Annotated in this window: 24 protein-coding genes; 9 read left to right on the forward strand and 15 right to left on the reverse strand. The window is 66.9% G+C overall.

Features of this window, described 5'->3' with window-relative positions:
• The first annotated feature begins 164 nt into the window (after positions 1-164).
• The gene (locus tag ACQEVO_RS14240; RefSeq protein ID WP_432913134.1) at positions 165-944 is read left to right on the forward strand and encodes an IclR family transcriptional regulator; all 780 of its coding nucleotides are present in this window, start codon (positions 165-167) and stop codon (positions 942-944) included.
• A gap of 15 nt (positions 945-959) precedes the next feature.
• Here ACQEVO_RS14240 and ACQEVO_RS14245 read toward each other — a convergent pair whose 3' ends face one another.
• Positions 960-1,628: a helix-turn-helix transcriptional regulator gene (locus tag ACQEVO_RS14245; RefSeq protein WP_432913136.1), complete on the reverse strand. Its 669-nt coding sequence runs from the start codon at positions 1,626-1,628 to the stop codon at positions 960-962.
• Positions 1,629-1,721: 93 nt separating this feature from the next.
• Here ACQEVO_RS14245 and ACQEVO_RS14250 point away from each other — a divergent pair, with 93 nt between their 5' ends.
• Together ACQEVO_RS14250 and ACQEVO_RS14255 are read left to right on the forward strand one after the other, a co-directional pair.
• Positions 1,722-2,069 (forward strand): hypothetical protein, encoded by a 348-nt coding sequence (locus ACQEVO_RS14250; protein WP_432913138.1) that lies wholly within the window; start codon positions 1,722-1,724, stop codon positions 2,067-2,069.
• Positions 2,062-2,781 (forward strand): Dabb family protein, encoded by a 720-nt coding sequence (locus tag ACQEVO_RS14255; protein WP_432913139.1) that lies wholly within the window; start codon positions 2,062-2,064, stop codon positions 2,779-2,781. The genes ACQEVO_RS14250 and ACQEVO_RS14255 overlap by 8 nt, the downstream gene beginning before the upstream one ends.
• On the opposite strand, the gene ACQEVO_RS14260 is transcribed toward ACQEVO_RS14255, so the two are convergent.
• The 11 genes from ACQEVO_RS14260 to ACQEVO_RS14310 all read right to left on the reverse strand — a co-directional run bounded on the left by ACQEVO_RS14260 (position 2,761) and on the right by ACQEVO_RS14310 (position 15,821).
• Positions 2,761-3,627 carry an alpha/beta fold hydrolase gene (locus ACQEVO_RS14260; RefSeq protein ID WP_432913141.1) on the reverse strand — a complete coding sequence of 289 codons (867 nt, stop codon included), beginning with the start codon at positions 3,625-3,627 and terminating at the stop codon, positions 2,761-2,763. The two genes, ACQEVO_RS14255 and ACQEVO_RS14260, sit on opposite strands and share 21 nt — an antisense overlap.
• 152 nt (positions 3,628-3,779) lie before the next feature.
• Positions 3,780-4,040, reverse strand: a complete 261-nt coding sequence (locus ACQEVO_RS14265; RefSeq protein WP_280400390.1) for a hypothetical protein — start codon at positions 4,038-4,040, stop codon at positions 3,780-3,782.
• Positions 4,041-4,370: 330 nt separating this feature from the next.
• Entirely contained in the window at positions 4,371-6,344 is a 1,974-nt protein-coding gene (locus ACQEVO_RS14270; protein WP_432913143.1) for a flavin-containing monooxygenase, read from the reverse strand.
• A complete protein-coding gene (locus ACQEVO_RS14275) occupies positions 6,341-7,225 on the reverse strand; it encodes an SDR family NAD(P)-dependent oxidoreductase (protein ID WP_432913145.1) in 885 nt (294 codons plus the stop codon). The genes ACQEVO_RS14270 and ACQEVO_RS14275 overlap by 4 nt, the downstream gene beginning before the upstream one ends.
• Positions 7,225-8,115, reverse strand: coding sequence for an SDR family NAD(P)-dependent oxidoreductase (locus ACQEVO_RS14280; RefSeq protein WP_432913147.1), 891 nt, complete (start codon positions 8,113-8,115; stop codon positions 7,225-7,227). Before ACQEVO_RS14280 ends, ACQEVO_RS14275 begins: the two co-directional genes overlap by 1 nt.
• 58 nt (positions 8,116-8,173) lie before the next feature.
• Positions 8,174-9,154 (reverse strand): alpha/beta hydrolase, encoded by a 981-nt coding sequence (locus ACQEVO_RS14285; RefSeq protein ID WP_432913149.1) that lies wholly within the window; start codon positions 9,152-9,154, stop codon positions 8,174-8,176.
• A gap of 69 nt (positions 9,155-9,223) precedes the next feature.
• Positions 9,224-10,843, reverse strand: coding sequence for a flavin-containing monooxygenase (locus ACQEVO_RS14290; RefSeq protein ID WP_432913151.1), 1,620 nt, complete (start codon positions 10,841-10,843; stop codon positions 9,224-9,226).
• Between the two features lie 298 nt (positions 10,844-11,141).
• Entirely contained in the window at positions 11,142-12,089 is a 948-nt protein-coding gene (locus ACQEVO_RS14295; RefSeq protein ID WP_432913153.1) for a VOC family protein, read from the reverse strand.
• Between the two features lie 25 nt (positions 12,090-12,114).
• Positions 12,115-13,299, reverse strand: coding sequence for an acyl-CoA dehydrogenase family protein (locus tag ACQEVO_RS14300; protein ID WP_432913155.1), 1,185 nt, complete (start codon positions 13,297-13,299; stop codon positions 12,115-12,117).
• A 41-nt stretch (positions 13,300-13,340) separates the two neighbouring features.
• A complete protein-coding gene (locus tag ACQEVO_RS14305) occupies positions 13,341-14,525 on the reverse strand; it encodes a Rieske 2Fe-2S domain-containing protein (RefSeq protein ID WP_432913157.1) in 1,185 nt (394 codons plus the stop codon).
• A 207-nt stretch (positions 14,526-14,732) separates the two neighbouring features.
• On the reverse strand, positions 14,733-15,821 hold the full coding sequence (locus ACQEVO_RS14310; RefSeq protein ID WP_432913159.1) for a 2Fe-2S iron-sulfur cluster-binding protein: 1,089 nt from the start codon (positions 15,819-15,821) through the stop codon (positions 14,733-14,735).
• Between the two features lie 243 nt (positions 15,822-16,064).
• On the opposite strand from ACQEVO_RS14310, the gene ACQEVO_RS14315 reads away from it, so the two are divergent.
• A complete protein-coding gene (locus tag ACQEVO_RS14315) occupies positions 16,065-16,865 on the forward strand; it encodes an IclR family transcriptional regulator (RefSeq protein WP_432913161.1) in 801 nt (266 codons plus the stop codon).
• Between the two features lie 138 nt (positions 16,866-17,003).
• Here ACQEVO_RS14315 and ACQEVO_RS14320 read toward each other — a convergent pair whose 3' ends face one another.
• From ACQEVO_RS14320 to ACQEVO_RS14330, 3 genes are all read right to left on the reverse strand, one after another.
• A complete protein-coding gene (locus tag ACQEVO_RS14320) occupies positions 17,004-18,569 on the reverse strand; it encodes an FAD-binding protein (RefSeq protein ID WP_432913162.1) in 1,566 nt (521 codons plus the stop codon).
• 92 nt (positions 18,570-18,661) lie between these two features.
• The gene (locus ACQEVO_RS14325) at positions 18,662-19,072 is read right to left on the reverse strand and encodes a VOC family protein (protein ID WP_432913164.1); all 411 of its coding nucleotides are present in this window, start codon (positions 19,070-19,072) and stop codon (positions 18,662-18,664) included.
• Positions 19,069-19,827 (reverse strand): SDR family NAD(P)-dependent oxidoreductase, encoded by a 759-nt coding sequence (locus ACQEVO_RS14330; RefSeq protein WP_432913166.1) that lies wholly within the window; start codon positions 19,825-19,827, stop codon positions 19,069-19,071. Before ACQEVO_RS14330 ends, ACQEVO_RS14325 begins: the two co-directional genes overlap by 4 nt.
• 132 nt (positions 19,828-19,959) lie before the next feature.
• On the opposite strand from ACQEVO_RS14330, the gene ACQEVO_RS14335 reads away from it, so the two are divergent.
• Genes ACQEVO_RS14335 through ACQEVO_RS14355 form a run of 5 tightly spaced genes read left to right on the forward strand, consistent with a single transcriptional unit; the run spans position 19,960 to position 25,001 of the window.
• Entirely contained in the window at positions 19,960-20,760 is an 801-nt protein-coding gene (locus ACQEVO_RS14335) for an enoyl-CoA hydratase/isomerase family protein (RefSeq protein ID WP_432913168.1), read from the forward strand.
• Positions 20,757-21,923 (forward strand): acyl-CoA dehydrogenase family protein, encoded by a 1,167-nt coding sequence (locus ACQEVO_RS14340; RefSeq protein ID WP_432913170.1) that lies wholly within the window; start codon positions 20,757-20,759, stop codon positions 21,921-21,923. Before ACQEVO_RS14335 ends, ACQEVO_RS14340 begins: the two co-directional genes overlap by 4 nt.
• Positions 21,920-23,026: an acyl-CoA dehydrogenase family protein gene (locus ACQEVO_RS14345; RefSeq protein ID WP_432913172.1), complete on the forward strand. Its 1,107-nt coding sequence runs from the start codon at positions 21,920-21,922 to the stop codon at positions 23,024-23,026. The genes ACQEVO_RS14340 and ACQEVO_RS14345 overlap by 4 nt, the downstream gene beginning before the upstream one ends.
• Entirely contained in the window at positions 23,023-24,297 is a 1,275-nt protein-coding gene (locus tag ACQEVO_RS14350; protein WP_432913174.1) for a CaiB/BaiF CoA transferase family protein, read from the forward strand. Before ACQEVO_RS14345 ends, ACQEVO_RS14350 begins: the two co-directional genes overlap by 4 nt.
• Positions 24,294-25,001, forward strand: coding sequence for a GntR family transcriptional regulator (locus ACQEVO_RS14355; protein ID WP_432913176.1), 708 nt, complete (start codon positions 24,294-24,296; stop codon positions 24,999-25,001). Before ACQEVO_RS14350 ends, ACQEVO_RS14355 begins: the two co-directional genes overlap by 4 nt.
• The last annotated feature ends 4 nt before the right edge of the window (positions 25,002-25,005 follow it).

Genomic DNA, 25,005 nt, shown 5'->3' on the forward strand with positions numbered 1-25,005 from the left:
GTAAGCGGCCCGAGCCGGTGCCCCGGCCGGGTTTTCCATTGAGCGGGAAGCTCGCCTGACCTCGCATCTTCGTGAGCTGCTTCACATACCGCCGGGTCTATGGCACCATTTCTAATAGAAATAGCCATGTCAGAGCGATGGCGCAGGTAGGCAAGGGAGCCAGCATGACAATCACCACCCAGGAGATGCACACCGGTACGGCCGCGACCCCCAGCGCCATCCTCGACCGCATCTCGCTTGTTCTGGACGCCTTCAACGGTCAAGAGAGCCTCGGATTGTCCGAGATCGTCCTTCGCACCGGCCTGCCCCGATCCTCCGCCCACCGAATGCTGGACCGGCTCGTCCAGTTGCGCTGGTTGCGCCGCGAAGGCCGCAGCTACAGTCTCGGCATCCGGCTGGTCGAACTCGGCTCACTCGCCGTGCACCAAGACCGAATCCACGCCGCGTCCGCCGAACACCTCCACCACCTCTACCGAGCAACCGGCATGGTTGTGCACCTCGCCGTCCTCGACGGCAACGACGTCGTGTATCTCGACAAGATCGGCGGCCGGCTCGCCGCGCATGTGCCCACGCGGGTGGGTGGCCGGCTGCCGGCCGCGCGCACAGCGCTCGGCAAGGCGCTCCTGGCCTTCAACGGCGGCAGCGGTCCGGAGCATGCACGCATCCGCGAGCTCGGCTACGCCACCGATCGCACCGAGGCCGTACACGGCTTCGGGTGTATCGCTTCGCCGATCGGGCCGATCGGCGAGGCGACGACCGCGGTATCGATCTGCGGGCCCTTGACGAAGCTGACCTTCGACAGCCGGATGACCAGCCCCGTCCAACTCGCCGCCAATGCAATCTGGCGCAGCGTGTCCGCCGGGGTACGCGTCACTCCGACGCTTCAGCGCCGCAACATATTGCGGGCGCTACCCACCGCGCCGAGCGTCCTCGCCGAGGGGTGAACCGGCGCACGGTCGTCACGAGTCGTGGGAAGAACCCTCGCCGACCGTGCGCCATCTACCCGGCTGCCGCGGCACCGGCATATCGTTCTCGTCGCGCACCGCCGATTCGCGATACCGGGCGGCCACCTCATCGATCTCGGCCAGCAGCTGCTCGGCCAGTTGTATTTCCGCCGCGAAGTACCGTTGCGACCAGCGCAGGCTCATCTGGGTGAAGGCCCAGCCGGGTTCCGGTTCGGAGTGGTCGGCGTGCACCTGCGCCTGCTGGGCCCGGTCTCGCAGGTTCTCGATATGCCTGCGCACGATCGTCTTCAACTGATCGGGGTCGTGCAGATGACCCATCCAAAGCCGAAGCATCACACCGTGTTTGAGCACCGGCATATCGACCTCGGCATCACGCGACCAGTTCCGCAACGCGCGCAGGCCGAGATCGGTGATCCGGTAGAGCCGCCGGCCGCGCACTCCCTCATCGGCGACCACATGCGACTGCACCAACTCGAGCTCCTCGAGCTTTTCCAGCGCGCCGTACACCTGGCTCACCGACGGGCTCCAGTAGAAGAACCCGATACTCCAATCCGCCCATTTCTTCAGATCGTTGCCGGTCAGCTCCTCACCGAAGGACAACATGCCCAGTACGGCCCAACTGGTCGTGGGCAGGCTGGGGTAGGAATCAGGGTCGGCGGCCATGATCGTGCAGCCTACAAGGCATCCCACGGTCAGAACTCCCGACCACCGGGAGACACCGGCACCGGCCCAGACGGTAGCGCTTAGGTTCGGGACATGGACGACCGCACCATCTTCATCATCGATCGGATCGTGCTCACGCCCGGTAGCGCACGCGCCTTCATCGACGCCTATCTCAGCGGCTACGCACCGCGGGCACGCGAACGGGGGCTGACGCTCGATCGGATTCTGGTGAGCCCGCCGGCCTGGATCGACGGTGAACAGAACACCGTCACCGCCACCTGGACGGTGCCCGGTCCCGGAGCCTGGTGGGCGGCGGCGGTCGATGCCCGCCACGACCCCGAACCGGCCCGGTGGTGGGAATCGATGGCGCCGATGATCGTCGAACGAACCCGGTCCATGGCGAGCCTCGCCGAGGATGTGGAAGGACTGTGCGATGTATAAGGTGACGTGTCTGCTACGCCTCGCGGATCCCGCCGACACCCTGACCACGGAGATGACCGTCAAACGCATCACCGCGGCCGCGGAAGGGGCGGGGGCGCAGCGACCGCTGGTCGCCAGGACACTGCCGGGAGTGCGCAACGGCGGCGATCTGCTCGCGCATTTCCGGTTCGCCTCGAAATCCGGGTGGCTGTCCGTTCACGACGCGGTCCACGAAGCCATGGCATGCCCGGCCATCGACCATATCGACTCCGCCGAGTATTCCGGCGGCCGTGCCGGCGACGGCCGCAGCGGCCGCCGCAGCGACGCGAACCCGTCGACGGTCTACCGCACCCTGCTTCTACGCGTGGACGACGCAGCCACACCGGCGGAAATCGCCCGGTTCGAACACGCGACCCTGCAAATGCCGCGCCATATACCGGCCATCCAGGCGTGGCAACTCAGCCGCGTCGAACGTGCCGCGGGCACTTCCCGATGGACGCATGTCTGGGAGCAGGAATTCGCCGATGTCGAGGACCTGCTCGGCCCCTATATGAACCATCCCGTGCACTGGGCTCTGGTAGACCAGTGGTTCGACCCCGAAAGCCCGAATCAAATCGTCAAAGACCGTATCTGCCATAGCTTCTGCGCGATTCCGGAGCCGGTTATCGACCCGGCACCGGAATCGGCGTCGTCAGCGGAGGGCGAACCCGCGTCAGCGGCGGAGGAAGGCTAGAACGGTAGCCTCCCAGGCTTCCTTCTGCTCGATCATCACCCAGTGGCCGCAGTTGGGGAAGATGTGCACCTCTCCGTTACGGAGGGTGCGCATCGGGAGCAGCGCCATATCGACCGGGCTGACCCGGTCGTCACGTCCCCAGGTGACGAGTGTGGGTACCGCGAGCCCGCCCAGTTTGGCCCAGTTCGGTGTGGTGTCCACACTGCGGGCGGCCGCGGCCATCCGCGCCAGCGCCGCACTGCTGTACATACGGCGCGAATTCTCCAGCGTGGCCGGATCGGTGGCCTGCTGCCAGCGTTCCTCGATCAGTTGCTCGGTCACCAGGGACTGGTCGAACACCATCGAGCGCAGCCACGCCACCAACGCTTCACGGGTGGGATTGTCGACGAACTCGCTGAGCCGGATGATTCCTTCCCCCGGCTGCGAGCTGAGCACCGGGGTACCGATACCACCGATGGTGACCAGCCGCTCGACCCGGCCGGGGGCGGCGAGTGCGAAATCGGTGGCCACGAAACCACCCATCGAATTGCCGATGATGCGGACCCGGTCGAGTCCGAGCCCGTCGAGGAATGCGGTGACCGCCTGCTGGGCGGACATCATCGGGTGCACCGCACCGAAATCGTCACTGACACCGAATCCGGGCAGTTCCAGTACCAGGGTCCGGTAGTGCTCGGCGAAGGTGGCGAAGTTGCCGCCGAAGTTGCGCCAGCCGGTGACGCCGGGGCCGGATCCGTGCAGCAGCAGCAGGGGCGGGCCGTCGCCGGCCTCGCGGTAACGCAGAACGCCGCGCTCGGTGGTCAGTTCACGCAATTCGGGAACAGTTCGGGAATCGACTGGGGTGCTCATGGCTACCGAGCCTGCCACCGGCGTGGGGCTGTGTCGGCGCATGCTCCCGGTGAGCGGCACAGCGAGTCCCGGTCGGCCATGACCTTCCGGGCAATGCCGCCGCGACGGAGCACGGGGCCATATAAGTTACCGACGGTGCAGGTCAGGACAGTTCAGTGCAGTCTGGGAATGGCTTCGCCGTGTGGCAGCTCGAGCCGCGATTCGGGCAGTACCTGCTCACGCACCGCGCGATCGATACTGCGATGCAGTACCTCGCATTCGCGTTCCCGGTCGCCGATACCCCGGCTGCGGGCCGCGATCACCGGGCATTCCCGGGGATCGGAGGTCCATTGCACCGCTGTATGGACGGGGCTGAACTTTTCCACCAGCACTCGGTTGCCACACCTCTCGCAGGCGAGCGGTCGCATGGTCATCGCTGCGACCCCTTTTTACTGGGTTCACCTGTCATGAGACCACTCCTCCTGCTCGGTATGCTCTCGGTGCGAGAGTATCGGCTCCCCCATCGGCAGGGTCTGTGCCTCCCGATGACCGGAACAGCCGATTCGGTGACACCGGCGCAGCCGCGGGGAGAGGAGCCACCGCGCGGCCGGCAGGGATCGTCAGCCCGATACGGCCGAAGCCGGCCGGCGGAAAGTCGATGAGCTCGTCGCCGACCGGCTGCCCGGGCGAATGTGTTCGTATGCTGCGCGTTCGATGATTCGCTGAGGAAGGTCGCCGGAGCAAAGGCGGCGACCTCCAGGCGGTCATTTTCCAGCGCTACCGTTCGAGATGAATGTCAGGTCCTCCGGCTGCGGCTCCCGCATCAGGGTCCAGTAGTCGACCAGGCGCCACGGACAGGGCACCACGGCCCGGCCGGAGCTGTTGCGGTAGTACCCGTTGGTCTCCGCGCCGGGATGTACCCATACGGTCTCGTCGAGTGCTTCGTCGACTCGCCGGTTGTACTCGTCCTGCGCCGACTGGGTTACGTCCATAGCGGCGTGGTCGTTCTCCAGCAGGTACTGCAGGCATTCGATGACGTAGTGGACCTGTTCCTCGCCGGTGATGTTGTGGCCGGCGCCGTGGTTCGGAGCCGAGTTGGGTCCGGCGGTGATGAACAGGTTCGGGAAACCCGATACCTGCACGCCCCGATAGGCTCGCGGGTCCTCGCCGCCCTTCCAGAGCTCGGCCAGGGTACGGCCGTCCCGGCCGGTGATATCGATCGCGGTGGTGAACTGGAGCCGGAATCCGGTGGCGAGCACGATCACATCCGCCGGGATGAACGTTCCGTCCGTCGTGACCACCCCGTCCGGAGTGATCTCCCGGAAGGCGGCGCGGTGCAGATTCACATACTCCCGGTTCAGCGCCGCGAAGAATCCGGGGTCCTTCACGATCCGCTTCGAATACGGCCGGAAGTCGGGGGTGAGTTTCTCGATCAGATCGGGGCGGTCCGGGAAGCTCTTCTGCAGATACTCCAGCGCCGTGTTCAGCACCATATCGTTGGCCGGCGAGGCCGATCGATGGGTGGCCGCCCACTCTTTGTCGATACGAGGCAGTACGTAGAGGTTGTCCGAGGCGAACCAGTACGTCCGCAACCGGAACCACCGGTCGTAGAACGGTAGGTTGGCCATCGCCCACTTCTCGCCGTCGGGCACCTCCCCGCCCACGGTTTTCTCCGGGACGAGCCAGTGCGGGCTGCGGACCACCACGTCCAGCGATTCGACCTCGTCCACGATATCGGCCACCACCTGCACCGCGGTGCAGCCGGTTCCCAGGACGACCACACGCTTGCCGCGCAGGTCGAGATCGGTATCCCATTCGGCGGTGTGGGTGATCGTGCCGGCGAACCTGTCCATACCCGGTACGTCGGGGATATTCGGGGCGTTGAGCATGCCGAGTGCGGTGACGACCGCACGCGCCCGATGGTGGCGCACCGTGCCGGTACGGTCCTCGGTCACCACCTCCCACCGGTTCTCCTCGTTCGACCAGGTGGCCGACCGCACGCGCGTGCCGAACCGGATGTTCTCGCGCAACCGGTACTTCTCGACCACGTCGAGCAAATAGTTCTGGTATTCGACGCCGGTCGGGTAGTACTTCGACCAGTTCGGATTGAGTTCGAACGAGTAGGAGTAGTAATGGCTGGGGGTATCGACGGCCGCACCGGGATAGGTGTTGCGATGCCAGGTCCCGCCGATATCGTCGCGTTCCTCGAAGATGGTGAACGGGAAGCCGGCTTCGCCCAGTTTGATTCCGGCATTGATACCGACCATTCCGGCGCCGATCACGATGACTTCGAAATCGGTGGGCGGTGCGGTGGTCACCGGCACATGGCGCCGGTCCTTCTCGAAGCCCGCCTGTTCCAGCAGCAGCGGAAGGAACTCGGTGTCCACTCGTTCCGAGGTGCACACGGTGGCCATCCGGCCGAACAGTTCCTCGTCGGGCACCCCCAGCTTCGGCTCGACTCCGGGCGTGAGGAGTTCGCGGGCACGGGCACGGATATCGGCCGCTACGTCTTCGGGATAGGTGCCGGGCGGTGTGGCCGGTCGGGTACCGGTGCGGTAATGGTTGCCGGGTTCGGTGATGGTCAGCCGGGCGCCGAATTCCTCGAGCAGGCCGATATCGCCGGTCGCATGCACCATCGACATCAGCAGCGGGGCGGGGTCGGCCTCCGCTATCGCGTTGTGCAGCAAGGTTTCCGGATCGACGGGGGCGTCGATACCGGCGTCGATGATGTCTGTCATGAGCTGCCTTCCGGAAGCGGCACGCCCATCCGGGCGAGCATATCGCGTGGGTTCGAGGGCGGGTTCTGATCGATGAGCTGTCGGCCGCGCCGGGTCGCCGCAGCCGTGCACATTTCGTCGTCGGAGAAGACCCAGAAATCGCCGCGGGCGATCTGTTCGAGCATATGGGCGGCCGCGTCGAGCGGATCGAGCCCTTTCTCGACGTTGTCGCGTTGCATGGCCGCGAAAACGGCGTTCGCGGTGGGGTTGTCCGTGGGCGCCGCGCGCTGGGCGGCGAGGAATATCTCGCTGCGGATGGAATGCGGGACGACCGCGCTGACCTGGATCGGCGCGCCGACGATGGACAGGTCCTGGTGCAGGCATTCGGTCATCGCCTGTACCGCGAATTTGCTGACGATATAGGGCGATTGCACCGCGACGGTGTTGAGCCCGCCGACCGAGGACAGGTTGGCGATACAGGCCGGTGTACCGGCGTCGATCATCCGCGGCACGAACGATTTCAGGCAGTGGAAAACGCCGTCCACATTGATCTGCATCACCCGCTGCCATCGCTGCGGGTCGATGTCCCACAGCAGGCCGGACGATTCGACACCGGCATTGTTGATCAGCAGCTCCACGCTGCCGTAGCGCTCGAAGACCGTCGCCGCCAGCGCCTCGACTTGCGCGAGGTCCGCGACATCGACGCCGAAACCTTCCGCGCGGCCGCCGCTTTCGACAATTTGCGCCGCGACCTCCGCAGCGCGTCCGGTGTCGATATCGGCGACGACGACGAACATTCCGTACTCGCCGAGCCGCTGCGCCAGGCCTTTTCCGATCCCCGCCGCGGCGCCGGTGACGACGGCGGTCCCCCGCCCGAACCGTTCCTTCGCGGTGGTGGTCATCAGATACCCTCCGGCCTGATGTTCGGGTTCGCCCAGGCGGGTGGCTCACGCCGCGGCAATTCGGTGCGTCCGTCGAGCGACATGACGGGAGTGTTCGTCGCATACGGGTAGTGCAGGCTGAAGGCGACCAGCCCGGTGCGCTCGGCCGCCGGCATCGTGCACATCTCCAGCACCGTCTGCACGAGGTATTCGACCGGTTCGGTGTCGTAGCCATCCGGCAGCAGTGCCGCCGCGCCCGGCGTCATGATGGCCGTCGACGGACCGACCGCGTTGACCGCGATACCGTCGTCGAGGACTTCCGCGGCCAGCCCCTGGGTCAGCCGGTGCAGACCGGCCTTCGCGGAAGCGTAGACGACATCGCCGGAGGTCTTGTTGTACTCCCGGAACGGCCGGATGGGGTCGAGCCCGGTCGAGGACCCGATATTGACGATCCAGCCCGCACCACGCCGGCGCATATGCGGGATCGCGGCGCGGCTGAGCACGAACGGGACCTTCAGATAGTGCTCGATGGTCCGATCGAAGGTCGCATCGCTCATCTCGGCGATCGAGCTGTAATCGGCGAACCCCGCGTTGTTGACCAGAATATCGATACCGCCGGCCGCTTCGACGACCTTGCCGATCAACCCGGCACGCTGCTCGGTGTCCTCGAGGTCGGCGGGGATCGCGATCGCCTTACCGCCGGCGTTCTCGATCGCCCGCACGGTCTCGTTCAGCGAACCGGACAGCAGATGGGCCTCGCCGTCCCGGACCGACGGTGTCGGTGCCGCGGCCGACCGGGCGGTGACCACGACGGTCGCGCCCTCCGCCGCCAGCCGCTGCGCGATCGCGCGGCCTATTCCACGGCTGCTGCCGGTCACCAGGGCTGTCCGGCCCGCCAATCGCTGCGTCATAGTCCTCTCCGTGCTCATCGGGTTCGCGTCCGGTCCGGTAGTCGTCCTCCGGTGGCCGTCATCCGGCCGCTCCGCTCATATCGGTGGCCGGCGAGTTCTCGGACGTCGCGAGCACATCCCGCATCAGTTGCCAGAGTTTTTCGCGGGCCGGGCCGGTGAGCGAGAGCGACGGGAAGGTCAGGAAACCGTGGAACAGGCCATCGAACCGGTGTGCGGTGACCGGAACTCCGGCCTCGGCGAGCCGCCGGGCGTAGTCGTCACCGGCCGAGCACGGCGGGTCGAGTTCGGCGGTCGCGACAATCGCGCGGGGCAGTCCGGCCAGTGATTCGGCGCGGGTCGGGACGAGATACGGACTGTCGGTTCCGTGCGGTGCGTACTGCTGCCAGTACCAGCGCATGGCCTTGGTGGTGTTGTAGTAGTTCTCGCCGTAGAGCCGGTAGGACTCGGTGGTGAAATCGTCGTCGATTACCGGGTAGAGCAGGACCTGCGCGGCGATCGCCGGGCCGCCGCGGTCGCGGGCGGCCAGGCTCACCGTCGCCGCCAGATTGCCGCCGGCGCTGTCCCCGGCCACCACCAGCCGGGCCGGGTCGCCGCCGAACTCCGCGGCGTGTCCGGCCGTCCAGCACACCGCGGCGTACATATCCTCCAGTGCCGCCGGTCCGGGATGCTCGGGCGCCCGCCGGTAATCGACCGAGACGACCACGACATCGACCGCCGCCGCCATCGACCGGCAGAATTCGTCGTGACTATCGAGATCGCAGAAGACGAAGCCACCGCCGTGGGCGAAGACCACGACCGGCCGTGGATCGGTGCCGCCGTGCGGTACGTAGACGCGAACGGCCAGGTCACCGCCCGGTCCGTCGATCTTCCGGTCCTGCGCGATCTGCATCTGCGGTTCGCGGGTCAACGGTGCGCGACGCGAGGCGATGATCTCGCGTAGCTCCGCTGCCGTGTGCTGGGTGACATCCGGAAACGATTCCAGTGCCGAGAGCATCGCCTCGACATCCGGATGCAGGTCGGACCTTCGTTGTCCGCCCATCTCGACCACGTCCTCACATTTCGTCGTACGGGAAAGGCACGCTCGTGCCGGAGTATTCGATGTGGAAGCTCAGTTGCCGGCCGTCCGGCCGTCGAGCGCGAAACCCTTGTATCCGGCCTCCGCCACTTCGGCGCAGCGAGCGTTGTAGTTTCCGAAACCGCCGATGTAGGGCATGAATACGCGAGGTTTACCGGGAATGTTCGCGCCCATGTACCAGGAATTCGCGGACGGGAACAGGGTGCCCGCGGCTTTGGCGTTGCATTCGGCCACCCACTCGTCGGCCGCTTCCCGGGTCGCTTCGATCGTGGCGATCCCGTGCGCGTCCAGATGGTCCATACAGTTCGCAACCCAGTCGACGTGCTGCTCGGCCATCAGGACCATATTCGCGAGCACACTGGGGCTGCCGGGTCCGGAGAGGATGAACATATTCGGGAAACCGTCGACGGCCAGCCCGAGATAGGTCCGCGGTCCCGCCGACCATTCGGCGCGCAGTTCGCGGCCTTCCCGGCCGCGGATATCGATCCGTGCCAGCGAACCGGTCATCGCGTCGAAACCGGTCGCGAAAATGAGAATATCCAGTTCGTAAGAGGCCGCGTCGGTGCGCACACCGGATTCGGTGATCTCGGTGATCGGGGTGCGCCGCAAGTTCACCAGCGTCACGTTGTCGCGGTTGTAGGTCTGGAAATATCCGGTGTCGGTGACTATGCGCTTGGTACCGATGGGATGGTCGGTGGGGATCAGTTGATCGGCGACCTCCGGATCCTCGACCATCTCCCGGATCTTGGCTTCGACGTATTCGCGCGCGGTGTCGTTGGCGGCCTTGCTGACCATCTGGTCGGGAAATGCCTTGGTGAACAGATAGCCACCGCGCTGCCACCATTCGTCGTACACCCGGAGGCGCTCGGCCTCGTCGACCTCCAACGCGCCCTTGGGATGCGGGCTGTTCGGGGTACCGCCACCGCTGATCCGGGACAACCGGCGCCGCTCGGCATAATTGGCCTTCACCTCGGCCAGGAGTTCGTCGGACAGCCGCCGGTTACCCGCGGGAATCGAGTAATTGGGGCTGCGCTGGAATACGACGACCTGTTCGGCCTCTTCGGCGATGATCGGGATGGCCTGGATACCGGAGGATCCGGTACCGATGACGCCAACTCGCTTCCCGGCGAATTCCACCGGCTCGTGCGGCCATTCACCGGTGTGATAGGTCTCGCCGGCGAAGATGTCGCGGCCGGGGATATCCGGTTTGTTGGTGGCCGACAGGACGCCGGTCGCCATAATGCAGAAGCGGGCCGTCACGGTTTTCCCGGTATCGGTCGTAATGGTCCACCGGCCGGCCGCTTCATCGTAGACAGCCGAGGTCACCCGGGTGAGGAAATCGTAGGCCGACCGCAGATCATGGCGATCCGCCACGTGCTCGAGGTAGCGCAGGATCTCCTCCTGCGTGGCGAACCGTTCGGTCCAGGTCCATTCCTGCTGCAACTCTTCGTCGAACGAGTAGGAGTAGTCGATACTCTCGACATCACACCGGGCACCGGGGTACCGATTGTGATACCAGGTGCCGCCGACTCCCTCGGCCGATTCGAAGCCGTGTACGCGCATCCCGCGCTTGCGGAACTTGTACACCGCATACAGGCCGGAGATCCCGGCACCGACGACGACGGCGTCGAAATCGCTGTCCTGGGTTGTCACAACATTCACTTCCCTCGCTGAGGTACCTGTGTTCGAAGTCAAAGTAAGGGCCCTGCGGCACGAGTCGAGCGCTTGTTCCCACCCAGCGGTCGACCAATTCGAGTCCTGCCGTTGCCGGGGCGAGAACCCGCCGGTCGCATTCCCCGCGTCGCCCCCCATCAGGGCGGTGATGGCCATGCAGCCAGGTGCCGAGATTCGAAGCCCGACTGTTTCCGGCGTGCACAGCCGCACCTGTGGTGCGGCTGTGCACTGCTACGGCCACCACCGACTCCTGCAGCCGGTGTGTCACCGCTGAATATCAGGCCCGCGCCGGTTCCCCGTTGCCGGCTTCCGCGGCCCGCTGCGCTTCCTTCATCTCCCGGGCCCACATCCATTCGTGGCCCCAGTAGCTGTCGGCGGTGATCTCCTCGGCCGTGTAGTAGGTCTCGTCGACGGGCCGGCCACCGGTGCCGTATTCGATATCCCAGCCGCCCGGCACCCGAACGTAGAACGAGATCATCTTGTCGTTCGTATGCCGGCCCAGTGTCGAGGACACGGGGAAGTCCCGGGCCATCACCTGGTCGTAGGCACGACCCACCGCGTCGAGTTCGTCCACCTCGACCATCACATGGATCAGCCCTGGATCGCGACCCTCCATGCTGGGCATGATCGCCAAGCTGTGGTGACGCTGGTTGACACCCATGAACCGGATCCGCAGCGGTCCCGCTTCCGGCGGCGCAGGCATCCGGAAGGCGCCGCGGGACAGGAAGCCCAGCGTCTCGGTGTAGAAGGCGAACGATTCGTCGAAGTTGGTCGTCGGCATCACCACATGCCCCAGGCCCTGGTCGCCCGTGATGAACTTCTGGCCGTACTTGGTGATCACCGGGCTGTGCTCGAGCACCGGCCCGTAGAAGAATTCCAGCGGGGTGCCGCCGGGATCCTTCATACAGATACCGGCCTCCGCCTTGCGCCGGTCGGCCAGTTCCTGGGACATCGGCGTGTACGCGAAACCGGCCTCGTCCAACGTGGCGGTCAGCCGCCGCAGGGCGGGCGCGTCCCGGACCTCCCAGCCGACCGCGGTCACCCGGTCGACGTCACCGCGTTCGACGGTGATACGCGAAGGCCGCTCGTCCATCCGGAAGTGCAGGGCGTCGGTTTCGTCGCCGAAGCCCGGAGCGAAACCCAGCACCTCGAAACCGAGTTCGCGCCAGCGGTCCATATCCGTCGCCTGGACTCTTACGTAGCCGAGCGCTTTGATTTCCGTCATCGTTGTCGGTCTTCCTTCCGGGTCGTCAGATCATCACGCGCAGCGGCCCCTGCGGGACCTCTACACCGAGCGACGCCATGGCGGCCGCGTGATAGGTGGTGCTGGTGACGTGAATGGCGTGGTGCAGACCGGCGTGCGCGTCCCGCCAGAACCGCTGCAACGGGTTGTCCATCCGCAGCGCGTTACCACCGGCGCGGTCGAAAATCTCGTCGGCCGCGCGGACGGCCCGCCATGCGGCACGGGCCTGGTCCCGGCGCACCGCGGCACGCATTTCGAAGTCGATCTCCTCGCCCCGGTTGACCAGGTCGAAGATGCGGTCGACATTGGCCAGCAGTTGCTGGCGGGCCGCGTCGATCTCCGACGCCGCCTCCCCGAGTGCGTGCAGCACGTACGGATCGTCCTTGACGAGAGTGCCGGTGGCGCCCACGCGGTTGCGCTGATAGTCGACGCCCGCCGCGAGCACGCCTTCACAGATGCCGATGGTCGCGGAGGTGATACCCAGCGGAAACATGGTGGACCAGGGCATCTTGTACAGGGTTTCGGTGACGCCGTATTCCTTGGCGGCCGTCCCGTCCATCACCTTCGCCGAATCCATCACCCGGTACTCGGGAATGAAGGCGTCCTTGACGATGATGTCCTTGCTACCGGTTCCGCGCAGGCCGACGACATCCCAGGAATCCGCCACGATCTCGTAATCGGACCGGGGCAGGATCACGTGCAGCCCCTGCGGCGGCATCAGCGGTTTGCCGTCCGCGCCGCCCACCATCGCGCCGAGGAAGATCCAGTCGCAGTGGTCGGTGCCCGACGAGAACTGCCAGCGGCCGTTCATCACATAGCCGCCGTCGGCCGGCACCGCGACCCCGCCGGGCATATACGGCGAGGCCTGCCAGGTATCGCTGTCGGTGCCGAGAATCTCTTCCTGCACCTTGGGGTCGGCGAAGGCGAGCTGCCACGGATGCACACCCACGATGCCGCCGACCCAACCGGCGGAACCGTAGAAACTCGCGGTCTTCATCACGGTTTCGGCGAACTCGCGCGGATGCGCTTCGTAGCCGTTGTACTTCTTACGCTGCAACAGCCGGATGATCCCGGCATCCTTGAGGCCTTTGGCCATATCGTCGGGCAGGCGGCCGAGGGAATCCCCCTCCTCGGCGCCGGCCCGGAGCTCGTCGGCGAGGGCGACGATCTTGTCGAGTACTTCGTAGGACATCGGGACTCCTGGTCCGGGTTACTGAAGGGATGAAGGGATGGTCAGGAGGTCGCGGACGCGGCCTGACGGTGCGCCGGAATGGCGCTGCGCCCGGCTGCCAGGTTGGCGTCGACCTCGGCCTGCCAGTTCTGCAGGGCGCGTTCGGTATCGATCTCGAACTCGAACCGGTTGACCATCTCCGGCTTGATGTCCTCGACATCGACGTAGAACTGTTCGTACCAACGGCGCAGCTGGTACACCGGGCCGTCTTCCTCGCACAGCAGCGGATTGTCGATCCGCGATTTGTTCTTCCAGATCTCGACGTCCTGTTCGAAGCCGATGGCGACGCCCTGCGCCACGGCGGCGGCGACCTGCTCGGCCGCGGCGTCGTCCATTCCGGTCGGCTTCTCGACCATGACCCCGTACTGCAGCCGGAACGAGGTCGGGGTGATCGGGTAATGGCAGTTGATCAGGTAGATATTCGGCTCACCGGCACCGGCACGGCCGCCGCTCCAGAGCTTGTCCACCATGTAGGAAGGTCCGAAATACGTAGCGTCCGACTGGCTTTCGGTGCTGTAGTTCGTACTGGTACTCACCCCGACCGCATCGGCACGCGGCAGCGACCGCATGATCTGGGTCGCGGTATGCCCCTCGAAGACGTTGCGGAAATAGGTCGGCATGCCGTAGTGGACGTAGAAGAAATGCGCCATATCGACGACGTTGTCCACGATCTCGCGGCAGTGCGAACCCTCGACCTCGATCGAATTCCACACCCAGTCCGTCCACCCGGGATCGCCGTAGGTGGGGATCGCCGGAATCGCCAGCTCGGCAGGCGGCTTACTCCCCTGCGGATCGTTCCAGACGAACAGTTGCCCGCTGACCTCCATGGTCGGCCATGCCTTGGTCCGGGCAAGCGGGGGAACGCGGCGGGCATACGGGATGGCGGCGCATTTGCCGTCCCCGCGCCACCGCCAGTCGTGGAAGGGACAGGCGATATCGTTGCCCTTCACCGTGCCGTGGGCGAGATTGCCACCCATATGCGGGCAGAACGCGTTGAGGACGTTGATCTTCCCGTCCTCGCCGCGGAAGACGACGAGTTCGGTACCGAACGCGGCGATCTGGTGGGGTCGGCCATCTGCGAAATCACGGGTCAGACCCAGGCAGTGCCAGCCCCGCGCGTAACGCGCGGGCGGCGCGCCGGTGTCGATGACACGGACCTCTTTGCCGGTGTCGGTCGTGGGATTCACGATACCTCCTGGTCAAATGATTGCGACCGCGAAACTCGTCGCAGTGTGTCCACCTTCGCAGCCGAGGACCCGGTGTGACGCGGATCTCCTGCTGAGTGGGATCTTTTTCCGGCCGAGCCGGACACGCACGGCAGCGCGGACAAACCGCGCACAAAAAGAAGGGCTTTCCGGCAGCACTTCTGTGCTCGCGCCAACGTGTGCCCGAACTCAGTACTCGATCGTGATCTCGTCGCTCACCGGCTCGGCCTGACACGCCAGGATGTAGCCCTCGGCGAGATCGTCCGCGGTGAGGATCTCGTTGTGCGCCAGGTTCACCCGGCCCGTCTTCAGCGAGCAGACGCAGGCACTGCAGGCGCCTTCCCGGCACGAATAAGGAGCTTCGAGACCGGCGTCGAGGAGCGCGTCGAGAAGTTTGCGGCCGGCTGTCCACGGCACCTGATGGTCGGCGCCGTCGAGGGAGACCCGCACCCGGCAGACGACCTCCCCGGTGTCCGCCGGATCGTCGCCTGCCGGGTCCGACTCGTCGGCGAACGGGTCTCTGCGCAGTGAGAGGAAGCGCTCCGAATGGACGCGAGCTGCCGGAAACCCCACCTCCGAACACACCTGGGCGGCGAGATCCATGAGAGGGCCCGGGCCACAGATGTACACAGCCCTTTCCGTGTGCGGCGCGAGCAGCGTGGACAGCAGGCGACGACTGGGGTAGCCCTGCACCGATTCGAGCACGTGCACGACGTGGAACCGGTCACCGAATCGCGATTCCAGCATCCGCAGCTCCTCGGCGAAGATCACCGCCGCCTCGTCCCGGTTCGCATAGACCAGCACGACATCGCCCGTACCGCCGAACAGGATGGACTTCGCGATGGCGATCACCGGAGTGATACCGCTACCGCCCGCCACCAGTACCACCGGGTCGTCGAGCGAACCCGGCGTGAACGTACCCGCCGGCGGTAACACCTCGAGTTCGTCACCCGCCGATACCGAATCGCAGAGCCAATTGGAGCCGTGCCCACCCGCGACCCGTTTGACCGTGAATTTCAGCGGGATATCGGTATGCGGCGAACTCGACAGTGAATAGCAGCGGCCGGATCCACTGCCGATATCCGGCACACGGACGGTCAGGAACTGGCCGGGCCGGTAGTCGAAGGACCCCGCGTCCCCGCGACCGGGCTCGACAACAAACGATCGGGCGTCCGCGGTCTCCTCGATCACCTCGACCACTCGGACGCGGCGTGCACGCGACTCCGTCGCGGCGGCATCGGTCTGCACCGTCGGGTCGGCACCGGTCTTCGTGGGCATCCGCTCTCCTGATCACTCGTATCCCGTCCGCGGCGTCATGGGCGGGTTCGGGTCTCCGGCAGGCTACGGTCCGGATCCCGGCGGTTCGGGCAGACGTCTCGCTGATCGGGAGACTCGCTCGGCAACGCAGGGTGTGAGATGCCATCGTCGGTGGCGACGCCGGACACGGTCCTTTGAGTAGCACACACACGCGGTAGTACCGTGATTCCTGTCACAGAGTTGTGATGCGTGCTGGGAGGCCGAATGAGAACGTCAAGCCCTGCCGGGGTGCCGGTATCGGTGGTCGAGCGGATATCCCTGGTTCTGGAGACTTTCAACGGGGCCGGGCCCCTCACCCTCGCCCAGGTCACCGCACGCACCGGCCTGCCCCGCTCGTCGGTCCATCGACTGCTCGAGCAGCTCACGAACACGGGCTGGCTCGCACGGTCCCCCGAACAGACCTACGAACTGGGAGTCAAGGCCTACGAGATGGGCCAGGCCGCGCTGAATCAAAACCGCCTGTTGCACGGCGCGCGGCCGATCATGCAGGCGTTCGCGCATCGCACCGGACTGACCATCCAGCTCGCTGTTGTCAGTCGCGGCGATGCCGTCTACCTGGCCAAGGTCAACGGTCGCTCGTCCGGTCCCACCCCGACTGCTGTCGGACAGCGGGTACCCGCGCACCTGACCGCGGTGGGTAAGGCACAGCTGGCCTTCGCCGATCAGTCGGGCCGGCGACCGGTCTTCGATGAGCTCCGGCGGACCGCCGACGGCACGCTGGTACGGCACACTCCGCAGAGCGTGACGAGCGAAGCCCAGCTCGCCGACGATCTGGCGGCAGTCCGCGACCGGGGCGCGGCGTTCGATCGTGGCGAGGCGTTCGCCGGCCTCGGTTGTGTGGGTGTCTCCCTGGGGCCGCCCGACCACATCTACGGAAACCTGGCCGGGATATCCGTGTGCGCACCGGTCACCACGCTCGACTACCGCACGCTGGTAGGTCAGGTGCGGGTGGCGGCCCGCGAGATCTGGGATCGGTGCGTGGCGGCGGACCTCGCGTCCCACTAGCCCCCGGCGGCACCAGCTGCTCCGGGTACGAGGACGGCCTCGTGCCGACTGTCCCGACCGTGCGGGCGGCGGAACTTCTGGAACGGCCAGGGCCGCGGCACCGATTCGGTGCCGCGGCCCGCAGTCGGATTCTCCGGGTCAGGAGGTCGCTACAACCTTTTTCTCACCGAGACGCGCTGCCATATCGGCCACCGCCCGGTAGGCCATCACCATCCCGGAGCCCAGCGGTACGCCGGGGCCGGGGTAGACCTCACCGGAGATCGAAGCAGAGGAGTTGCCGGCCGCGTACAGCCCGGTGATCGCCGAGCCGTCCGGTCGCTGCACCGCACCGTCATGATCGATCACCGCGCCGCCCTTGGTGCCGAGATCACCGAGGACCAGCCGCACCGCGTGCAGCCGAGCACCGCCGAGCGGCCGCAGGCATTGCGCCGGTTCGCTCGCACCGACGAAGAATCGGCCGAACGGATCCTCACCACGGTGGAAGTCCTCGTCCGCACCACGCTCGGCCAGTTCGTTGAATCGGCCGACCGTCGCCGCCAATGCGGCCGCATCGATATCCAGCGACCGGGCCAGGTCCGCGACGGTCTCGGCGGTATGCCACAGGCCGGCTGCCGTCATCTCGGCGCAGTCGGGTTCGGGGACGCAGATGGCCGGGAGCCGGTCACCGGAGCTGTCGTCGAAGACGAACCAGAATTCCTCGCTGCCGGCCGCCATCTGCGCGCGCATCGCGCGCCCCAGCTGGTCGTAGGGCAGCATCTCGTTGGCGAACCGGCGGCCGTTCCCGTCGACGATGATCCCGGAACGTATGCCGAGGGTGAAGGCGGCGTGCCCGTTGGGGAACAGAGTCGCGGGGCACCACCACGACTGATCCAGCAGGTCGAGCGCGGCACCCACGGTTTCCAGCATCGCGACCGCGTCCCCGGACCCGGTGCCGGGATGCGATGACGACCAGTCGGCGGTCGGCATGTTCTGCCAGCGTTTACGCAACTCCGCCGAACGCTCGAATCCGCCCGCGGCGAGCAGGACCCCCGCGCGAGCCCGGATCCGCGTTTCCGTGCCGTCGGGCGCGGTGGCCACCACACCCGTCACCGCCCCGGATTCGTCCTGCGCCAGGCTGCCGGCACCGGTCGACAACAGCAGATCGGCGCGGCCGGTCGCGTCCAGCGCGAGCACCATCCGGGCGATCCAGGCTTGACCGCCGTCCAGCGTGGACCGGTCGACGGTGGCGCCGAACTGGTCGGCGGCCACCGTCGGCCGTACATCGGACAACCGGTCGCCGACCTCGTCGGCAGCGATGGGTCCGGCGAAAATACTGCGGCCGTTATCGCTGCGCCCCGGTGCGTCGAAGTAGTCCGGGAACGGCCGGTGGTCCAGCGGGATACCCACGGTGTTCTCGAGGAAGTCGGCGACCACCGGACCGGTTTCCAGGTATGCCTGCTGCACCTCCGGCCGCGTCCGGTCGCCGACCACGCCACGGAAGTAGGTCGACCCCTTCTCGACGGAGTCGTCCACGCCCTGCCGGGTCAAGACGTGGTTACCCGGCAGCCAAACGCTGCCGCCCGAATAGGCCGAGGTCCCGCCGAAGCGGTCGGATTTCTCGAGCACGCAGGTCGACAGACCGCGGTGGGCCGCGGCCAGCGCTCCGGCGAGCGCGGCGCCGCCGGAGCCCACCACTACTACGTCATAGGTTTTGTCCCAGGTCATCGTCGACTGCACTCCCTGTATCCGTTCCGGGTGAGACGCCGCGACATTAAGGGAGTGGTGCGGCCGCGAGCGGGGCGGCTCCCGCTCAGTGGTCACACCGATTCGACCGGCCGCCCGACCAATTCGATACGGTAACCGTCGGGGTCGCGGAGTATCGCGATGGTGATCCCACCGAATTCCGGGAGTACCGTCGCGGGGGTCTCCTCGGTACCGCCGTACCGGCAGGCGCGGGCCAGGAGCCCGGGAACGTCCGCGGTGTTGAGGACCAGCTTGACGAACATGTTGCCGAGCTGCGGGGGCTCCGGCTCATCGCGTGGTGCGATCAGCTCGATACCGGCCGGACCGGCGCGCAGGATCACCGCGTCGAAGCGAGCCGTGGCGAACTCGCGCTCCACCTCGAATCCACACCCCGCCGTGTAGAACTCCGTCGATTTCGCGAGGTCGGTGACCCGGAGGGCGCTGAGCGACAAGGTTGTAGCGGCGGGTGCCGGTTCGCCGCTCATCGGGTCTGCGACCCGCCGTTGAAGTCCAGGGTCTGGCCGGTCATCCCGCCGGATTCGTCGGAGGCCAGATACGCGCAGAAAGCGCCGACCTCGATCGGATCGCCGAGCCGGCCGATCGGTATGGTCGAGATGATCTGGTCGATCATCTCCGGGGGCATCTTGTCCGCCAGGTTGGCCTGGTGTCCGAGTGCGACGATATTCGCGGTCACCCCGTACCGGCCGGTCTCCGCCGCCAGGTGCCGGATGAATCCCTCGATACCGCTCTTGCCGGTGGCGTACATCGAGACATTGATGTTCTGTCCGGTCCGCGCTGAGCCCGATGAGATCTGCACGACCCGGCCCCAGCCGGCCTCACACATCCCGTCGAGCACCGCTTTGATGCAATTCATCGCGCCGTAGATGTTGAGGTCGATCGATGGCGGCCACTGCTCGGGATCGAGTTCGCGGAACGGCTTGCTGGCCCGCGCCTCCGCGATGCCGGCGTTGTTCACCAGGATGTTCACCTTCCCCCCGAGTTCGGACTCGGCGGCGCGGACAGCCGCAAGGGTCGCCGCGTAGTCGGTGACGTCGAACGCCTTCGCGATCGCCTGGTTGCCCTCGGCGACGATTTTCGCGGCCACTCGCTCGGCCCGCTCGGTGAAGAGATCGTTCACGATCACCGTGGCTCCCTGGCGCGCGAGCACGGTCGCGATCCCCTCGCCCACGCTCTGACCGGCCCCGGATACCAGGGCTGTCCGCCCATTCAGCTCGAACACGAGTGCTCCTCTCTACCCGCCACCCGGAGAGCCCGGGGACGCTCTTCGCTGCTGCCACTCTCCGGGCGAGCACCACGGATTGTCAATCAATATTGGATTTTATTTTGGATCCAATCTGCTACGGTCTGTTCCATGACGCCAGACGATTCGGTCGGCGCTCTGCCAGAGGCCTCGGTTCTGACCGAGCTCGCTGATGGCGTTGCGCAGCTGACCCTCAACAACCCCCGCCGCAAGAATGCGATCACGCTGGAGATGGCCGCCCTCATCGGCGAATTCTGCGATCAGGTGGAAAGTGACCCCGCTATCGGCGCTGTCGTCGTGCGCTCCGCCGGCGCGTACTTCTGCAGCGGTGCGGATACCCGGGACCTCGCGACCTCCTCCGCCGATCCGGCCTCACCCGAGGCAGTCCGACGGACCTCGGCGGTCTACGGCGCCTTCGTACGCGTCGGGTCCCTGCCGGTTCCCACCATCGCCAGGGTCGTCGGCGGCGCCGTCGGCGCCGGAATGAACCTGGCCCTGGCCGCCGACATCATGGTGGTGACCCCGGAGTCGGTACTCGACAGCGGATTCCTCGCCCGCAACATTCATCCGGGCGGCGGCCACCTGTCGCTGCTCGGTCGCGCGGTCGGCTGGTCACGCACCGTGGCGCTCGCCGCCTGCGGGCGCCCCATGACCGGCGCCGAGGCCGTCGACTGCGGCCTCGCTTACGCCGCTGCCCCCGAAGCGGATCTCGATTCGCTCATCACCGAACTGACCACGACTCCTGCCGCCGATCCCGAACTCAGCCGGCGGATCATGACCAGTGCTCGCCTGGAGCTCGGGCCACCGGCGGTGAGCTGGTCGTCGGCGCTCGAGATCGAGCGTGGTGTGCAGATGTGGTCGATGTCGCGTAAAGGCCAGGCGTCCTGGTCCTCGCGGGGCCCGGCCCGATGACGACGACCGCCGCCGAAGCCGGTACGCCGGTGACCGAGAGCGCGGATCTGCATACCTTGCGGACCGAGGTCCGCGCGTTTCTGAAGGAACAGCTCGAGGCAGGGACTTTCGTTCCGGCCGTGGACAATTGGATGAGCGGATTCGATCCCGAATTCAGTGCCCGGCTCGGACAGCGAGGCTGGCTCGGGATGACGCTGCCGACGGCATACGGTGGCCACGGCCGGTCCCCGGTCGAACGTTTCGTGGTCACCGAAGAACTGCTCGCGCACGGCGCACCCGTTGCCGCGCACTGGATCTCGGACCGGCAGATGGCTCCGGGCATCCTCGCCAACGGGACCGAGGAACAGAAGCAGCGTTATCTTCCCGGAATAGCCGCCGGGACGCTGTTCTTCGCGATCGGAATGAGTGAACCCGACGCCGGCTCGGATCTCGCCGCCGTCCGTACCCGGGCCGTGGCCCACGACGACGGCTCCTGGACCATCAGCGGCACCAAGGTGTGGACCACGGGCGCACATATGGCACATGCCATGGTGCTGCTCGCCCGCAGTGACGGCGAAGCCGTCGACCGGCAGACCGGGCTCTCCCAGTTCCTGGTGGATCTGTCCCACCCCGATATCGAGGTGCGGCCACTGCGCAGTATCGACGGTGAGGCGCATTTCAACGAGGTGATCTTCCACGACGCGCATGTCGGGCCGGAGGCGCTACTGGGCCGGCGCGGTGCGGGCTGGGCACAGGTGATGAGCGAGCTCGCCTTCGAACGCTCGGGCCCCGAGCGCTATCTGTCCACGATGCCCCTGCTACGCGCCTGGGCCGACGAACTACGCCGTTCGGGTGCGACCGAGGAACAGCGGGTCACCCTCGGTGCGCTCACGGCACGGGCGTGGGCGTTGCGCCGGATGTCGCTGTCGGTGGCCGCGGAACTGGCCGCGGGCCGCCGGCCCGATGTGCGGGCGGCGATGGTGAAAGACCTCGGCTCGGCGTTCGAAGGCGATCTCGTGGAGGCGGTGCGGGCGGCCTGCGGTACCGATCCCCGGCGCTCCGGCGGCGATCCGTTCGCCCGCCTGCTGGCCAACAGCATGCTGCATGTTCCGGCATTCACACTACGGGGCGGGACGAACGAGATCCTTCGCGGAATCGTCGCTCGCGGAATGGGATTGCGATGACAGGCCAGGATTCCGAACTACGCTCGGCGGCCCGGGCGATGATCGAGCGGGCAGGTGTCGACACCACTACTCCCGCCACGGGTATCGACAGTGCCGTCTGGTCTGCACTCACCGAGGCGGGGTTCACCGGGATCGGTATCCCCGAGGACCACGACGGCAGCGGTGGCACTCTCGCCGAGGCATTGGCCGTGGTCTCGGCCGTGGTCACCGGCGGTGCCCTGACCATGCTCATCGAGCACACGGTGCTCGCCGGCTGGCTCGCGGCGCGCTGCGGTATCACTCTCGGCACCCACACTGCGACGATCGGCCACGCGGAGCCCGGTGCCGGGGTCCGCGAAACCGGAGACGGCGGGCGTGTTCTGCACGGTTCGGCGCGGGCGGTGGTGCACGGAGCCGACGCCGATCGCCTGGTCATCCTGCTCGACCCGGTCGCTGCGGACCGCGGCCCGGCGGTCGCGGTCCTCTCCCCCACCGGTGCCGGTGTGAGCGCCCGGCCCGGCACCGATCTCCTCGGTGCCGCCATGACCGACTACGACTTCGATGCCGCCGCGGTCGAGTCGTATGCCGTATCCGCCACCGGCGAAACCGAACTCCGGGAACGGGGCGCGCTTGCCTACGCGGTCGCGCTCGCCGCCGCAGCGCGCGCGGTCTGCGACCGGACGGTCGAATACGCGGGACAACGCACCCAATTCGGCCGTCCGCTGAGCAAGTTCCAGGCCGTGCAGCAACGGCTCGCCGGGATGGCCGCACTCACCGGCCTCATGGAAACGGCCACCGAAACCGCCGTGGCCGAGAACGCCGGCACAAGCACCGACAGGGCCCGGACCGCCGTCGCCGCCGCGAAAGTGGTGACCTCCTCCTCTGCTCGGGAGATCGCCGCCGCGGGCCACCAGCTCCACGGCGCCATCGGCTTCACCGCCGAACATCCGCTCGGCCGATCCACCACCGCCCTGCTGGCCTGGCGGGAGCGGTACGGCTCGGAGCGCTACTGGGCCGGTGTCCTCGCCGGCCGGATCCTCGACGGCGGAGCCGACGTCTGGGATCTCGTGACCGGCTTCGATGACGAAACGACCGGTGCGGCGACCGGAGGGAACAATCGATGACCGTCACAACCCAGACCGAACACCATCCCGCCACGCCCGCCATCGACGGTCGCGCCGCATGGCGGGCCGCGGACACCGCCACCGGCAACGGTGTGCTCACCGGGGTCCGGGTTCTGGACCTGAGCCGCGTACTCGCCGGTCCCTACACCGCCCAGATCCTTGCCGATCACGGCGCCGAGGTCATCAAGGTGGAGGCTCCCACCGGCGACGAAACCCGCGGCTGGGGTCCGCCTTTCCTCGAATCCGGTGCGAGCAGTGCTTACTATGCGAGCCTCAACCACAGCAAGGACAACATCAGCCTGGACCTGCGAACCGACGCCGGCCGGGAGATCCTCGCGCACCTGCTGGCGGGCGCCGATATCGTGATAGAGAACTTCAAGGCGGGCACCATGGCGCGCTGGGGTTTCGACTACGAATCCGTGCTCAGCGAACGCCATCCCGCGATGATCTACTGCCGGATCACCGGTTTCGGCGTGGACGGTCCGATGGGGGGATTACCCGGCTACGACGCCGTGCTCCAGTCCTTCGGCGGCCTGATGAGCGTCAACGGCTATCCCGACGGCAACCCACTGCGGGTCGGGGTCCCCATCGTCGATATCGTCGCCGCCAATATGGCGGTCAGCGGTATCCTGCTGGCGATGCTGGAGCGCGGCCGCAGCGGGCAGGGTCAGCTGATCGATATCACGCTGCTCGACTCTGTTATTTCCATCCTGCACCCGCATGCGGCCAACTGGATGGCCGGCGGCAAAGTGCCGCAGCGGACCGGAGATTTCCATCCGACGGTGGCGCCGTACCAGGTGTTCCGGGCCGCCGACGGCGATTTCTTCGTCAGCGCGGCCAACAACCGGCAATTCCGTTCGCTCACCGAAACTCTCGGGCTTTCCGGACTCGCCGACGATCCCCGGTTCGTCTCCAACGGCGATCGCTACGCCCACCGAGAAGAACTCGTCGCGCTGCTGGGTGAGCGTATCGCCCGATACTCGCGCGAGGATCTGGGGCGCCGCCTCGAAGAAGCCGGCGTACCCGCGAGCCCGGTGCACACCGTCGACGAAGCGTTGCAGTCCGCACAGGTACGACATCGCGGCCTGTTCATCGACGACGACGATTACCGAGGTATCGGTGTCCCGATCGCCCTGGGCCGATCCGGGCACCGCCGCCCACGCCCCGCGGTCCCCCTGGGCTCCGACACCACCGCCGTCCTCACCGCGATGGGATACGGCGCCGATCGCATCGCGGAACTGCGCGCGGCTGGTATCTTCGGGAACCCGTGAGCAGACCCAGCGCAGACTCCGCGCCCGCAGACCGCGGGCGCGACGGCGAACGAGCGGCGGCACGGGTCGTCGAGGAGATCGAACGACTCATCGTCACCGGTGAACTGCTGCCCGGGCAGCCGATCCGCCAAGTGCTGATGGCCGAACGCCTCGGCGTCAGCCGCCTCCCCATCCGGGAGGCACTACGCCAGCTCGCCGCCGCCGGTCTGGTCGACCACGAACACAATGTGGGATACACCGTCGCGCGGCTGCGGCAATCGGATTTCGACCAGATCTATCTGATGCGGGCCGCGCTCGAACGGGAGATCATCGCCACGCTGCCCCGGTTCACCGACGAGGTGCTGGGCGAGATCAGGCGGCTCGGCGAGCTGGTGGCCGAGGCCGCCGAACGCGGCGATCTGCTGGAGATGCGGCTGCGCAACCACGCCTTCCACTTCGCCATCTTCGAACAGTCCCCGCTGAATCTGGTGGTCGGCGAGGTTCGGCGATTGTGGACACTGGCGATGCCGTATCACGCGACCTACCTGTACGACCCGGCCGCCCGGGCCCGCGTCCTCGCCGAACACGACCAGATGATCGAGGCGCTCGCCGAATACGACAACGACCGCCTCGACGAACTGATGAATCTGCACCGCCAGGGCGGTGAAACCAGCACCGGGACGATGCTGCGCGCCACCAGGCCGCCCGACCCTGCCGACACCTAGGAGA

This window comes from Nocardia sp. CA-290969, from assembly GCF_050936135.1.
In the GTDB taxonomy this organism is placed as follows: Bacteria; Actinomycetota; Actinomycetes; order Mycobacteriales; family Mycobacteriaceae; genus Nocardia.